The organism is Mucilaginibacter sp. Mucisp86 (assembly GCF_047324315.1).
Classification (GTDB): domain Bacteria; phylum Bacteroidota; class Bacteroidia; order Sphingobacteriales; family Sphingobacteriaceae; genus Mucilaginibacter.
The window spans coordinates 3,495,818-3,511,400 of sequence record NZ_CP168503.1 but is presented as its reverse complement, the minus strand read 5'-3'; the positions used below and the strand labels follow the sequence as shown (position 1 = coordinate 3,511,400).

9 protein-coding genes and 1 tRNA gene are annotated in these 15,583 nt (G+C 43.4%); 7 read left to right on the top strand and 3 right to left on the bottom strand.

The window, feature by feature from the left end; translation table 11 throughout:
* The first annotated feature begins 219 nt into the window (after positions 1–219).
* From ACEN9X_RS14920 to ACEN9X_RS14905, 4 genes are all read left to right on the top strand, one after another.
* A tRNA-Ser gene (locus tag ACEN9X_RS14920) sits at positions 220–307 on the top strand.
* Positions 308–557: 250 nt separating this feature from the next.
* Positions 558–1,772: a site-specific integrase gene (locus ACEN9X_RS14915; RefSeq protein ID WP_413671099.1), complete on the top strand. Its 1,215-nt coding sequence runs from the start codon at positions 558–560 to the stop codon at positions 1,770–1,772.
* Between the two features lie 45 nt (positions 1,773–1,817).
* Positions 1,818–2,825 (top strand): PDDEXK nuclease domain-containing protein, encoded by a 1,008-nt coding sequence (locus ACEN9X_RS14910; protein WP_413671098.1) that lies wholly within the window; start codon positions 1,818–1,820, stop codon positions 2,823–2,825.
* Positions 2,826–2,982: 157 nt separating this feature from the next.
* Positions 2,983–3,246 (top strand): helix-turn-helix domain-containing protein, encoded by a 264-nt coding sequence (locus ACEN9X_RS14905; protein ID WP_091220957.1) that lies wholly within the window; start codon positions 2,983–2,985, stop codon positions 3,244–3,246.
* 626 nt (positions 3,247–3,872) lie between these two features.
* Here ACEN9X_RS14905 and ACEN9X_RS14900 read toward each other — a convergent pair.
* Together ACEN9X_RS14900 and ACEN9X_RS14895 are read right to left on the bottom strand one after the other, a co-directional pair.
* Positions 3,873–4,292, bottom strand: coding sequence for a hypothetical protein (locus ACEN9X_RS14900; protein ID WP_143065312.1), 420 nt, complete (start codon positions 4,290–4,292; stop codon positions 3,873–3,875).
* Between the two features lie 6 nt (positions 4,293–4,298).
* Positions 4,299–5,237: a DUF6624 domain-containing protein gene (locus tag ACEN9X_RS14895; RefSeq protein WP_413671097.1), complete on the bottom strand. Its 939-nt coding sequence runs from the start codon at positions 5,235–5,237 to the stop codon at positions 4,299–4,301.
* 896 nt (positions 5,238–6,133) lie between these two features.
* Here ACEN9X_RS14895 and glgX point away from each other — a divergent pair.
* From glgX to treY, 3 genes are read left to right on the top strand one after another with little or no spacing between them, the layout of a single operon-like run.
* Positions 6,134–8,278 (top strand): glycogen debranching protein GlgX, encoded by a 2,145-nt coding sequence (gene glgX, locus ACEN9X_RS14890; protein ID WP_091220971.1) that lies wholly within the window; start codon positions 6,134–6,136, stop codon positions 8,276–8,278.
* Positions 8,268–10,091, top strand: a complete 1,824-nt coding sequence (gene treZ, locus ACEN9X_RS14885; protein ID WP_413671096.1) for a malto-oligosyltrehalose trehalohydrolase — start codon at positions 8,268–8,270, stop codon at positions 10,089–10,091. The genes glgX and treZ overlap by 11 nt, the downstream gene beginning before the upstream one ends.
* Positions 10,084–14,217 carry a malto-oligosyltrehalose synthase gene (treY, locus tag ACEN9X_RS14880; protein WP_413671095.1) on the top strand — a complete coding sequence of 1,378 codons (4,134 nt, stop codon included), beginning with the start codon at positions 10,084–10,086 and terminating at the stop codon, positions 14,215–14,217. The genes treZ and treY overlap by 8 nt, the downstream gene beginning before the upstream one ends.
* Positions 14,218–14,972: 755 nt before the next feature.
* On the opposite strand, the gene ACEN9X_RS14875 is transcribed toward treY, so the two are convergent.
* Positions 14,973–15,551, bottom strand: coding sequence for a cupin domain-containing protein (locus tag ACEN9X_RS14875; protein WP_243482877.1), 579 nt, complete (start codon positions 15,549–15,551; stop codon positions 14,973–14,975).
* Positions 15,552–15,583 lie beyond the last annotated feature (32 nt).

Genomic DNA, 15,583 nt, shown 5'->3' with positions numbered 1-15,583 from the left:
AGTGCGGAGCAAACATAAGCTAAAATTATGTATCTGCATTACAGCCTACTATTTTTTACTCAAATTAAACCAAAGCATATCATAATAGTCATACCAATGCGAGTGCAATTTTTGTAAGTAGAGTTAAGTTTTTGTGAAAGCGGGGCCCGGTTTAAACGGGCTTCGCTTTTTTATTGATTGTAAGGGCAAATATTTTACCTTTGCACTCCACATTTACACGGAGAGGTGTCTGAGTGGTCGAAAGAGCACGCCTGGAAAGTGTGTATACTCCAAAAGGGTATCGAGGGTTCGAATCCCTCCCTCTCCGCTGATTTTCATACCAAAAATGACTGAAAGCCTGTTTTTCGCACGAAAACAGGCTTTTTGCTTTAAACCAACAAGCTGTTTTATACGCCGTTTCGCATGATTCTGGTGAGTAATTCGGTGAGTAAAGTTAATCAATTGATTAACTCACCAGAAATGGTTTAAAACACTGATTGACAGCCAGTTCAAAAAATGAACATCTTGTCAGAAAATGGCCGCAAACGGATATTTGTTTAACCATTTAGTGAGTCATTATGAAGACAATTTTCAGTGTGCTCTTTTATTTGAAGAGACCAAAGAGCTATCAGACAGGTCCTATGCCTATCTACATGCGTATTACGATTGACAGTAAGCGCACAGAAATCACCACCGGCCGTGAATGCGAACCTTCGCAGTGGATACCATCAGCAGGGCGAATGAAGGGAACGAAAGAAACCGTAAAATCGCTCAATAATTACCTCGACACCCTACGCGCGAAGATCGATGACGCGCATTCAGCAATGATCAAAGCGGGAGATGACATTACCGCAGAGAGTTTGAAATGTCGTTTCCTGGGCAAAGAAGAGAACCCGAAAATGCTCATCGAAATCTTTGAAAATCACAACGAGAAATTCGGTAAGCTCGTCGGCAAAGAAAATTCAAAAGGTACACTAAGCCGGTATAAAATATCGTTGAGCCATACACAGCGCTTTCTCAAGTGGCGTTTTAATCTTTCAGATATTCCTGTCAAAAAAGTAGATCACCAATTCATTACGGATTATGATTTCTGGCTAAGATCAGAGCGCAACTGCGGCAATAATTCGGCCGTTAAGTACATGAGGAACTTTAAAAAGATCATCACCATCTGCCTGGATAACGGCTGGATTGACCGCAACCCATTCCTGAAATACAAAGGCAAAACGAAACGGGTTAACCGGATATGCCTGGAACAAGACGACCTGAAACGTATTGCCGAAAAGAACTTTTCGTCTGCACGACTTGAACAGATCAGGGATATTTTCCTGTTCAGCTGCTACACAGGCCTGGCGTACATTGACATTAAGAATCTGCACCGTGAGCACCTGACTAACCGTTACGACGGCGAAATATGGATCATGACCAATCGCCAAAAAACCGATATCCCAACCCGGGTCCCGCTTTTACCGCAAGCAATTGAGCTCATACGAAAATATGAGTATCATCCGAAGTGCGCCAATACCGGGCTGCTCTTCCCGGTACCCTCCAATCAAAAGGTCAACGACTACCTGAAGGAGATCGCTGAACTCTGTAAGATCAAGCAGACCCTGACCTTTCATATCGCACGACATACTTTTGCTACTACGATAACGCTGGCCAACGATGTGCCTATAGAAAGCGTGTCTGTTATGCTGGGCCATGCGAGTATCAAAACCACACAGGAGTATGCTAAAGTGCTAAATCTGAAACTAAGCAGGGACATGAGCGCCCTTCGATCAAAAATTGGCTCATAAAAATTGATGCCTGTCTACCAACAACTTAAAAATACAAAATATTATATGGAAGCATCGAAATCGATCATCGGTGATATACAATCAATTATAAGTACGGCGAGAGAATCGGCAATTCGCTCTGTAGATTTTGAACGTGTCAGGATGTACTGGTACATTGGCCGACGTATCTTCGAAGAAGAGCAAGATGGTCAGGAACGCGCCATTTATGGCGAACGCCTGATCCCATACCTTTCCGAAAAACTCATGCCTCAATTCGGGACGGCGTTCTCTGCGAGGAACCTTAATCACTTCAGGCAATTTTACAGGAGCTTTCCAATTGTGAACGCACTGCGTACACAATTGACATGGACGCATTACCGCTCCCTATTAAGTATGGAAACAGCGGAAAAAAGAGATTTCTACATAGGTGAAACAGTTAAGAACAACTGGACATCAAGGCAAATGGAGCGTCAGATCAATAGCCAGTTGTATGAACGTCTGCTATTAAGCACGGATCAAGACAGAGTCCTCTCGGTAGCCCGAAATGAAAAGCAATCCGAAGCCCCACAGGAGATCATCAAAGACCCGATGGTTTTAGAGTTCCTGGGCCTCAAACAGGAAGCAGCTTACTTTGAAAGGGACATCGAGTCCGCGCTGATCACGCATCTTCAGGAATTTATGCTTGAACTCGGAAATGGATATTCTTTTGTAGCGCGTCAAAAACGGATACATCTGGACGGTGATGATTTTTTTATCGATCTGGTTTTTTACAACAGGCTGCTTCAATGTTTCGTGATCGTTGAACTGAAGACACATAAAATTACACATCAGGACATAGGGCAGCTACAGATGTATGTAAATTATTTTGACCGGGTTGAAAAGCTGGCACATGAAACGCCTACGGTCGGTATACTTTTATGCCTGGAAAAAAACGATACTGTCGTCAAATTTTCTTTGCCGGAAAACAGCAACATTTTCGCGACCCGTTATCAATTATATCTGCCTACTGCGGATCAGTTACTGACAGAAGTTCAAAAGGAATTGAAGAAGCAGCAAAGATTAAATGATCAATAAATGCTATGTAATCCCTCGAATTTGATGTGGTTGTTTGCGGCATCAAATGTTTAAACCTAAAATATACTTTAAAGAAATCACATCCGACTCGGATAACATCGGATAACAGGAACGGTCACTGCTGCGATTTTTGCTTCATAATTCTTAATTAAATATTATGGCGGCAATCGAGTTACTTACCAGAGACGACTTGCAGCAATTTCGGCTGCAATTGTTAGAGGATATTAAATCCATCATCTCGGCACCAAAAGTACAAGCAAAGCAATGGCTTAAAAGCGCGGAAGTCCGTAAATTGCTCAGTATATCTTCAAGCACATTGCAAACCCTTCGCATTAACGGAACTATCCGGTTTTCACGTGTCGGCAAGATCATGTATTATAAAAATGACGATATTCTGAAATTATTGGAGGGCGAGAATTGAGTCAAGCATTCAGGCAATTGCAGCGTTTTTATGACAGGGCCAACCGGGACAGTCGCCTTCTGCCAAGCCATATCAGTTTATATTTCGGACTGATATGGCTTTGGAGCATCAATGAATTTTCACCAAAATTAAAGATAGCAAGGAAGGAACTCATGGTACTTTCACATATCAACTCAATTGTAACGTATCATAAATGCATAAAAGATTTAACTGACTTCGGATACTTCGAATATCGCCCTTCTTTCAATTCTTATAAAGGCTCTGAAATCCGCCTGCTGCTCTAACGGTGCAACCAAATTGAAATACAATTTTGAGGGATACCTTTATAGCGAGTGTTGGTACTTTTGATAATGTTATATTTAAATCTTTGAAATAAAGAAAGCAGTACCTTCTTTTTAAGTGTAGATAGGACCGGGAGGCGCGTCTTCCGACACGGAGTAGTCCCAATGTGAAGGTACTTCATCGTAACCATATGTCCAGATGGACTGGTTTGTTGGTTGCTCAAGGCTCCTCATAACATTTTTTAATTCTGCTTTTCTAAAGTCTTAAACTTTTTAGAATTTAATGCTTCCATGAATAAATATGAATTAAAATTATGCTTGCTCTTACAGCTTTTCGGCTCCCCTTTACAAGTTCTTATCTATTAGTTGAAATCCTGATTTAATGTCCTTGGTTTTGATTAAGTATTTGGTTTCAGATTTGTCCCGGTAGTTGATGACTAACTTTATTTCATTTGGCTCAATGAAGGTGGCGGTAAACGGGTATTTATCAGCAATAGTGATGGAGCCGTCTACATAATCAATTTTATCATTATGAATTTTAAAAAAACCGATATAATTATTTAATTTACGGATTACATTAACTTTTCCGCCCGGAAAGAAAATCATTCTAAATGTCCCGGCGGAATCGGTTTCATTTTTCTTTTCCCTCCATTCCCCATATATTGAATTAACCTTATTCATTACACCATCCTTGTTGTTATAATCGTTGCCGTATAAAGACATGCCTGAAATTGCCAAAAAGCAAAACATCAATATCGTTTTCATAATAAATTAATTTAATAAACTCGTTATACCCCACTGCTTAGCATACGCCTCGATCGGCGGCAGGCCAACGGCATCACGGCGCTCATTCACATGCTCCTTATCTTTTATCGGTACGAATGAAAATTTGTTAGTCTTTTCATCCTTATCTAACTGTGTACCGTAGGTTTGATAGTGGTATCTGGCAGATTCGATCTTGTCCTGTAACAAAGCGAGGTTACCTTTTGATGTTGCGTTCTTATCTGCCGCATCTTTAAGCAAAGGGAAATATTTCTCCATGGTAGGAAGATCTGCATGGACGATCACCGCAAAAAGTGCCAGGTTGGCGATGTTTCCTACTTTATCGGGGCCCAGCCAGCCATATTTGTCCAGGATTGCTGTTGTTTTCTGCAGGTTGATCTTGTCTTGCGTTTTCATGCTGTCTAACAACGACTGCATTTGAGGTGATTTGAAACCGAATCTGTTCTGCATGCTGTCCGCTTTCCGACGGTAATACTGATCGGACGCGAAAATATCTTCTAATTGTTTTTTGACCGGTAGGTTGTATTGTGCTTCCAATGCAGTTTTATTATTACGAACGATAGTCATTAAATCTGCCCATCGGGAATCCTTATGAATGGATGCCAGATCAGAATCGATAGCGAGGTGCTGGTCATCGGCATATTTTCCGGCATTGGCAACTTTAAATAAATGAAAAAACGCGCTGTCCGCCTTACCGGATCTCGCCCAGGCGCAGGCTGCATTATAACGGTCATTCAGGATCGCGCGTCCGTTAAATGTATTGAAAGCTGCACTGTAAGCTGATGCTGATTGTTGATATTCCTTTTTTTGAAATAAGGTGTTTGCTTTTTTTACCAATTGAAAATATGCTGGCGGAGGGCCGGTCTGAGCCAAAATATCGCCGGAAATTAATAAAGCCAGGCCAATGAGATATAATTTATACTTCATATGACAAACCCTAAAATTTAACTAAATAAAGAATATTATTTTTTATCGACGAATAATTAATAAGTCAAAAATATTTCAATAGAAATTCATGTCAACAGTTTTAACATTTTTTAACAATTCTTTTTAGCCATGAAATGCAAAACATATCGTAAAGACGAGTCCAACTCGGAGATGTTTTGCGCGCGCTCAGACCACTTTTCCTGAACAAATTTTCACTTCTGCATTTGAACAAATATTCACGTGCAGCAAACTGAAATGTATGATGGGAAACATCGTCACGTTAGCACATCAGAAAAGTGGCGGTGTGAAAAGCAAGTTAGCTTTGAACCTGGCCTTGTGCTTCGAGGATAAGTTAAAGATTACCCTTATTGACTCTGATCTTTAGGGAAATTTATACGACCTGAGAGGATCTTCGTCAAGATGTTACCTAAAAGAAAAACGCCGCAAATTAGTACAAGAGGCTGTCTCACAAATCTATTATGTCGATATTCTGGATCAGGCTATTCAGTGCGACTTTGAGAACCGGGTTGTATAAGCAATTAAGAAAATTGAAATTAGTAATTAATAAAGTATTATGGTCAGAGTGTTACGGAATTAGCTGTTTGCTAGTCCGTAACGGGGTGATCAGTGACTCCGGAATGTCCACAAACCCTTCGCATAACTTGCTCTCACTGCTAACTGTCAATGACCACTCCTCTAAATGGGGAAAATTTATAGAAAATCAATTTTGAAAAATATTCCTGCGGCATCAATAGCATTTCTACCTGTTTCACGCTAATCTTATTTACGGCGATGTCACAGCTCGCAGCCCGTAAGTTTTGTAGAATAATTGTTCTTCAAATAAAAACTTTTTTTCCTCTAATTAATTTAGTATTCAACAATTTGAATAACAATTAATGGAATCTAATATACTACCCGGAAAACCTTTCCCGCTCGGTCCCACCTGGGACGGCAACGGAGTTAACTTTACCCTATACTCAGAAAACGCAACTGCAGTAGAACTATGCCTGTTTGATTCGGAGAATGATCAGCATGAAACAGCCAAAATTTCCGTAACGGAAAAAACAAATTTCATCTGGCACATCTATATTGAAGGAATTGCTCCCGGCCAGCTATACGGTTTTCGCGTGCACGGGCCGTACGAACCTGAAAACGGCCATCGTTTCAACCCCAATAAACTGCTGATTGATCCCTACGCCAAGGCAATTTCAGGTAGTATAAAATGGAATGATGCCTTATACAGCTATAAAGTGGGAGATGAGGCGCAAGACCTGAGTTTCAGCGATAGCGACAGTGCGCCGTTTATTCCAAAATCTGTAGTCATCGATCAGCACTTCGACTGGGAGGGTGACACTTCTCCAAGTTACCAATATTATAATACAGTCATTTATGAAGCCCACGTCAAAGGGTTTACGCAGCTTAATCCTGAAATACCGGAAAACTTACGTGGGACCTATGCCGGAATCGCCCACCCTGCGAGTATCAAATATTTACAAGATCTGGGAATTACGGCGATCGAACTGATGCCTGTACATCAGTTCATTTCCGATCGGCATCTGAAAGAGAATGGATTGAGTAATTACTGGGGATATAACACCATTGGTTTTTTCGCTCCTGACTCGAGATATTCAGGCTCGGGCACCAAAGGCGAGCAGGTTACTGAGTTCAAAACGATGGTAAAGGAATTACATAAGGCAGGCATCCAGGTCATCCTGGATGTGGTATACAACCATACTGCAGAAGGCAACCAGTTAGGCCCAACTTTATCTTTTAAAGGTATTGACAATGCTTCCTATTACCGGCTCACTGATGATAAACGTTATTACAATGATTATACAGGAACGGGCAATACCTTGAATGCCTACCTGCCAAACGTTCTGCGCCTGATGATGGATAGCCTGCGCTATTGGATTACAGAAATGCACGTCGACGGTTTCAGGTTCGATCTGGCGGCCACCCTCGCACGCGAGCTACATGAAGTAAACCGCCTGGGCGCATTTTTCGACATCATTCACCAGGATCCGGTAATATCACAAGTCAAACTGATAGCCGAGCCATGGGACGTTGGTGAAGGCGGTTACCAGGTAGGTAAGTTTCCTCCGGGCTGGGCGGAATGGAACGGAAAGTACCGCGATTGCATAAGGGACTACTGGAGCGGCTCGGAGAATACCCTACCAGAGTTCGCGGACCGCGTAACAGGCAGCGCTGACCTTTATAAAGATTACCGCCGCCCTACGGCCAGTATCAATTTCATCACCGCGCATGATGGCTTTACGCTTAACGACCTTGTATCCTATAATGAAAAACACAACGAGGCTAACGGGGAAGGTAATAAAGATGGGGAAAGCCACAACAGGTCCTGGAATTGCGGCGCCGAGGGACCAACTGACGATCCGGACATTATCAGTTTAAGGCAGCGTCAAAAAAGAAATCTCTTGACTACGCTCTTCCTGTCCCAGGGCGTGCCCATGCTCGTCGCGGGTGACGAAATCAGCCGTACCCAGCAAGGCAATAACAATGCTTATTGCCAAGACAACGAAATTTCCTGGATCAACTGGGAATCTGCAGATCATGAACTCCTGGAATTCACCAGAAAACTGATCAGCTTACGGAACAGCCACTCCGTCTTTTCCAGAAAAGAATGGTTCAAAGGCGTTGCTGTTAATGAATCGAACATAGAAGATATAGCCTGGTTCCTTCCGGACGGAACACAGATGGAAGAAAGCCACTGGCAACAGAACTACGCAAAGTCTGTGGCCATATATCTCAACGGCAATGGAATTCATGGCGTCGGTTCAGATGGCAAACAGGTTGTGGACGATACTTTTTACCTGGTCTTTAACGCGCATGACCTGGGATTAGATTATAAACTTCCTCATGAAACTTATGGCAGGCAATGGAAAGTCGTCCTCGACACGAGCACTTCCGATACAGCCCCGGACCGGATTTATAAACCGCAGGAAACGGTTCATGTTGAAGGCCGGTCTGTGGTATTGTTAAAAGACGATACAATAAGACAAAATCAGGGTGATGATGAATAGAAGGACTTTAGGCGTAAATTTTGAAGCCGGCATAGCCGAGATTTTGCTATGGGTGCCGCAGGCAGAGCAGGTATCAATTCGCCCGGATACCGGCAACGATCTGTTACTTGAGCAAAAAACGCGCGGCTATTGGCAAATGCGTACCGGAGAACTTCGCCCCGGAATGAATTATCACGTGGTCATCGACGGTGAAACATGGCCTGACATTCATTCTCTGTACCAGCCGGACGGTGTACACGGAGCCTCGTCCGCGTTCGATGTATCGGGTATGAAATGGACGGATCAGCGCTGGGAGAATATCCCGCTACAAAACTACCTGATCTATGAGCTGCATACCGGGACATTTACACCTGAGGGCACATTTGATGGCATCGCGAAAAAATTAGATTATTTGGCTGCCCTGGGTATCACAGCCATCGAGCTCATGCCTGTCGCACAGTTTCCCGGTGATCGCAACTGGGGTTATGATGGCGTTTTTCCTTATGCCGTACATAATTCCTATGGCGGCCCGGCTGCGCTGCAGCAACTCGTTGATCAATGTCACAGGAAAGGCCTTGCCGTGATTTTGGATGTAGTCTATAACCATATAGGTCCTGAGGGCAATTACTTCGGAAAATATGGTCCCTTTTTTACAGAAAAATACAAAACGCCCTGGGGAAATGCCATCAATTTCGATGATGCAGGCTGTGACGAGGTTAGGCGCTATTTCATTGAAAACGCACTGATGTGGTGCCGTGATTTCCATGTCGATGCCTTGAGATTGGATGCTGTTCATGCCATTAAAGATTTCAGCCCTGTACACGTGCTGAAAGAATTAACACTTGCGCTCAATGATTTGAAGCAATGTACCGGGAAGTCACATTACCTGATCGCGGAATGCGACTTGAACGATCACCGTTTTATCGATCCGCTCAAAGAGGGGGGGTACGGACTGGACAGTCAATGGATCGATGAGTTCCATCACGCGTTGCGGATTAGTGCAGGAGGTAAGCGAGAGGGCTATTATGGTGACTTTCATGGCATTGAAGATCTCGGCGCCGCATTTGAACATGCTTACGTATACCACGGCCGCTATTCTGAACATCGCCAAAAAACTTTTGGCACCAATCCTGTTGAAAATCAAGGTCAGCAATTCGTGGTATTCTCGCAAAATCACGACCAGGTGGGTAACCGCATGCTTGGGGAAAGGTCATCCGCTTTATTCAACTTTGAAATGCAGAAACTAATGGCCGCGTCGGTCATGGTCAGCCCTTTTTTGCCGATGCTGTTCATGGGCGAAGAATATGCTGAATCCAATCCCTTTCTATATTTTGTTAGTCACACGGATCCGGAACTGATCACAGCAGTACAAAAGGGGCGAAAAGCTGAATTTGAAGCTTTCCATACGGAAGGCGAAGCGCCCGATCCGCAAGATGAAAACACCTTCCATCGATCTAAGCTGCAATGGGAAAAAATCGGTTCAGGAACCCATCGGACCATGTTTAACTATTACCAGGCACTCCTCAACCTTCGGAAATCCCATCCTGTTTTGCGTGTTCCGGACAGGCGAAATATGGAGGTTATCTCCAATAAAATCAACAATACGCTGCTTTTAACCAGGTGGAGCAACGAAAAAAAAATCCACTGTCTGCTCAACTTCTCAACACGGGACAGGGAATGTATGCTGCCTGCATTCAAGGAGAACGTCTCGATCATTTTTAATTCAGCTTCTGCAGAATGGGGCGGGCCAGTCATTAACAATGATGCGTTTCTATCATCTTCCCTGATTGTCATTCCAGCTCAAAGCATTTTAATATTTGAAGAATATGTTTAATCCTGTTTCCACATACCGCATACAATTCCACAAGGATTTCAACTTTAAAAATTTCATGGAGATCATCCCCTACTTACATGAGTTAGGTGTGGTGACCATTTACGCCTCGCCGATTTTTGAGGCGACAAAAGGCAGTATGCACGGCTATGATGTAATTAATCCTCACCGGATCAATCCGGAAATAGGAACATTGGAAGAACTTCAGGCAATACGCTCGAAGCTGAAAAGTTTCGGCATGAATTGGCTGCAGGACATAGTACCTAATCATATGGCTTTTGATCCCGGTAACCCCTGGCTTGCGGACGTATTGGAAAAAGGTCAATCCTCCGATTACGTTAGCTTTTTTGATATTGACTGGGAAAACCCCGCTTTTGACGGTAAACTGATGGTGCCTTTTCTGGGCGAACCGCTTGATGAGGCGATTAATAGCAATACGATCCAAATTAAATACGCAGCCGGGAATTTTACGATCGATTATCTCGGGCAAGGCTATCCGTTGAATCAGGAATCGGTTCTAAAAATACTGGAATCGGAAAATGCTAAACCCGTTGAATTGGTACGATTGCTGTCCGATATTAACAGCAGAGATTCGGTCAAGCCATTGGGAAATGCATTACGGGAATTAAATAATGACTTGCGAGCCTATGTTGAATCCGTTGCAGCAAAGATCAATCTCGATCCTGAAAAGCTGAGAAAAGTCATTGATCAACAGCATTATTTGCTAAGCTTCTGGCAGGATACTGACCACAAAATTAACTACAGACGCTTTTTTACGGTTAACGGTTTGATATGCCTTAATATACAGGATGAAAATGTTTTCGATACCTATCATAGTTTTTTGAAAACTTTGCTTGAACACGACCTGATCCAGGGTTTGCGCGTCGATCATATTGACGGCTTGTTCGATCCGACAACTTATCTGGAAAAGCTGAGGGCACTGGCAGGCGATCAGGTATATATCGTGGTAGAAAAGATCCTTGAACAGGGTGAACAGTTTCCGCAGCACTGGCCAGCACAGGGCAATACGGGTTATGACTTCCTGGGTGTTGTCAATAATCTCCTCACCGAGACCCGAAGTAAAAAATTGTTTACCGATTTTTACAAGAGCTTCGCGACCGACAGAAAACCGGTCAGCCGGTCGATAATCGAAAAGAAAAGCGATATACTTTACCGCCACATGGCAGGAGAACTCGACAACCTGTACCGGCTATTCAGTAAAATCCCAATAACGCACCAAAACCTGCAAAATATTAAAGAGGAAAAGTGGAAAGCGACAATCGGAGCTTTTCTGATCCACTGTCCGGTATATCGTTACTACAGCAACCAATTTCCACTCCATTTTGCAGAGGCTGAACTTTTGAAGGGAATATTTCGGCAGGTAGCGGCGGCCAACCCGGAACTTGAAGAACCAGCGTTTTACCTGAACGAACTGTTTACGGCCGTTCATCCCATCAAGGCACAGGCTGATATCTCGTTCTTCTTCCAGCGTTGCATGCAGTTTACTGGGCCTTTGATGGCTAAGGGTGTTGAAGATACGCTGATGTACACTTATGACAGATTTATCGGGCATAACGAGGTCGGCGATTCCCCGGAGGAGTTTGGAATAAACATTAAGCAATTTCATGCCTGCATGATCGAGAGACAGGGGGGTTGGCCACTTTCGATGAATGGAACTGCCACACACGACACTAAACGAGGCGAAGATGTACGGGCCAGGCTGAACGTTTTAACCGATATTCCCGAAAAATGGGTTGAACAGGTTAATGCCTGGCAGATTGCAAACCAGCAGTATAAAACAGGGAACATTCCAGATAGCAACGATGAATATCTGATCTATCAAACCCTGGTCGGTTTTATCGGCCTCAACAATGAGCCGGATGATCAGACGGTCACCAGGCTCGAGGAATATCTTACGAAGGCACTTAGGGAAGCCAAATTGCACACCCAGTGGGCAGAACCGGACGAACAATATGAACAAGGGACTCTGCTATTTGCACGCAAATTACTTGGCAGCGCGGAATTTTTGAAAAGCCTGAGGAAGTTCCAGCACACGATATCCGACGCATTCATCAACAATTCACTCACACAGGTATTATTAAAATTCACATCACCGGGTGTCCCGGACACTTACCAGGGCTGTGAACTTTGGGATTTCAGCCTCGTTGACCCCGATAACCGGAGGCCCGTTGACTATGAGCTGCGCTCATCTTCACTCCGCAAGATCAAAAGCTTTAAATACGAAGCACTTTGCCAAAACAAAGAAAATGGCTTACTGAAATTATGGCTGACACAAAAGCTTTTAGCAGAGCGGAAGCGTAACCCATCGCTATTTAACCTCGGCAGTTACATTCCACTCCAAGTGGAGGGTAGATTTAAATCCCATTTCGTCGCATTTGCACGGGTTTATCAGCGGCAATGGATTATCAGCATTTCAGCCCTCCATACCGCGGCGATAAGTTGGGAGGATGAAGGTTGGGCAGATAACAAAGTCATGCTGCCGCCCGATGCGCCTTTACAGTGGACTTCTGTCTTGACAAATGAAAAGGTATTGTTGGACACTGCGATTGCTCTGAATGAAAATTTGCAAACCTTGCCTTTGCTTTTATTAAGATCAGAGCCTGCTTCAGAAAAACGAGGTGCGGGCATTATCCTGCATATCACCTCACTCCCATCTCCTTACAGTATCGGAGACATGGGCCCTGAAGCACGAAGATTTGTAAAATTCCTTGGGCATTCGCATCAACGTTACTGGCAGTTGCTTCCGGTAAACGCTACGAGTCAAGCTTCCGGCAATTCTCCCTATAGTTCGATAGCGAGTATGGCTGGCAACACTTTGCTGATCAGCCCGGACGATTTGGTGAACGATGGCTGGTTAACTGCAGAGGAGACAGCAAAGTTCAGGCGATCGGGTAATTCCATGGTTAATTACGATCGGGCTGCTATGATAAAAAACGAATTGCTCAACTTAGCTTATACACGTTTTAACCGGACCAAAGACAATCCTTTGCAAAAGCAATTTGAAGATTTTAAGGTTAGGGAACGGGCCTGGCTACATGACTTCGCATTGTTTGAATCCATCAAACAGCGTTATAACGATAGCCCATGGTATGAATGGCCTGATGAGCTTAAATATCGTAAAAAGAAGGCTATTGAATTATTTCAAGGCCAGCATGTGCACGAGATCGATCATTCGAAGTGGCGGCAATTTATTTTTTTTCGCCAATGGCAGGCATTGAAATTATTGGGACATCAAACCGGGCTAAAGTTTATAGGTGACCTTCCCTTTTATGTTAGTTATGATTCCGTCGATGTGTGGTCTCATCCTGAACTGTTTAAACTGGATCAGGATGAAAACCTGGCCGGCGTAGCCGGCGTACCTCCCGACTATTTTAATGCAGGCGGGCAATTGTGGAATATGCCGGTTTATAAATGGCCGGAACACCGGGCAACCGGATATGCCTGGTGGCTCGCAAGAATAAAAAAGAATATGGAATTCTTCGATTTGATCAGGTTAGATCATTTCCGGGGATTCCAGCGTTTTTGGGAAGTTCCGGCTGCCGAAAAAAATGCCATTCACGGTACTTGGAAATTCGGTCCCGGGGCAAAGATCTTTCAGGCTTTGAAGAAAGCACTCGGAGATATCCCCTTTATTGCCGAAGATCTCGGAGATATCGACCAACACGTTTATGAGCTTCGTGACGAATTTGCTTTTCCGGGAATGAATATTTTACAGTACGCTTTCGGAAGAGATATGCCGGTCTCCGTACACGCGCCCCACAATCACGTGTTAAACAGCATCACCTATACCGGCACCCATGATAATAATACATTACTTGGCTGGTTAAAAAACGACGCTACGGCAGAGGAACGCCGGCACCTCAACGATTATTTCAGGACCAAGGTAACTAGGAGAAATATCAAACGGCTGATGCTGGAAACCTGTTATGCCTCTGTGGCAGCCGTAGCCATTAGCCCTTTACAGGACATCCTGGGCCTTGACGAAAAAAGCCGGATCAACGTTCCTGCGTCAAAAACCGGTAACTGGCGGTGGAGGGTAGCTAGTGATATGCTGTCTGATCAAACGGCAGCATTACTTAGATTGCTGGCCAAAAAGTATAACCGGTAGTTAGCTATCGCGATCAATCAAGATGTTGCCGGAGGAAACGGCATTTAGAGTGCATTCATACAAGTCTGTACACAGAACTGATAAATTTTTAAGCATAGACTGTGGAAATTTCCGTTTTAGCCGGTCAATCTGCAGACCACTTGCTCCTATGAAAACTTTTTTTGCAAATCTAAAACGCTGGTAATATCCCAATAAATTTTCTTTAATTTTTTTTAAATTAACCTGATAAACAAATATTTATATGATTACAAAACAATATCATCCCCATAAGTGTCTGATAACAAAAGTGGTTTACAGATGGAACTTCAAAAACGAATACAAGTCAAACGGCAGCAATACGAAGATCGCCTTAAATCAATGATCAGTAACAGATCCTTCAAAGTAGGTTATTCCTACAATGCCGAAAGCGTTTTCCTATGGGGAGACGAAACCGTCATTAATCAATTAAGACAACTCGCCCGGACAGGAGTCTAATTTACGATGTCCACATTTTTCTCATCTGAATAAGTTACCGGTCGGCTGTCTATCATAATTCTATGATATGTGCGAAGGCAAATTCAGCGTTATTATTTGTAACCTCGGATAAGGACTACGTCAGCTGCTTTTTCCGCACTTTACGGAATTAGAATCCTGATATTTCAAAATTGAACTATTAATAATTTTTAATATTACCGATATATAGCATGCGCAGAATAACTATCTATATAAAACTGCCAGTTTCCATAACCTGCTATCTGGCGAACTTTTTTTTATCCTTAAAAGGCCTTTAATATATCGATTGGCGGTCCCACGCGTTCAAAACCATGTTGTTTTCTAAACTCATCCTGCTCCGCCTCGGGTTTGCCTTTCATTTGCCCTTTACTAATCGCTATAAAACACTCTTCCATTTTGCCTGCTGGTTGAAATGTTGTGAGCATCCGGCCAACGCCTTCGCCTATTTTTGAAAACGCGTGTGGTACACCCCGCGGACCGAAAACACTATCACCTGTTTTAACGTGGTGCATTTTGTCGCCTACTTTAATTATGAACTCACCCTCCAAAATGTACCACCATTCGTCTTGCGCATGGTGTACGTGCAGGTTGGGGCCACCTTTTTTTACCCGCGACGATTCGTATACATACAAATCGCCGTCTGTATCGTTTGTTGATACTTTGGTATAAAAAGTGTCCCCATCAAATAAGCTGATCGGTTTTTCAAAACGGTCTGCTCCCGCATCGGTTTTAAAACCTGTTTTCTCCCTGAACTTGGAATGGATCTTGGCAGTTAAACTAAGAGGGCTGGCCAAAACAGCACCGCTTAGGGATAAAATCCGTAAAAAGGCATCTCGTTTCATTGTTGTTATTTAAGCATAAATAGTTTCAAAAC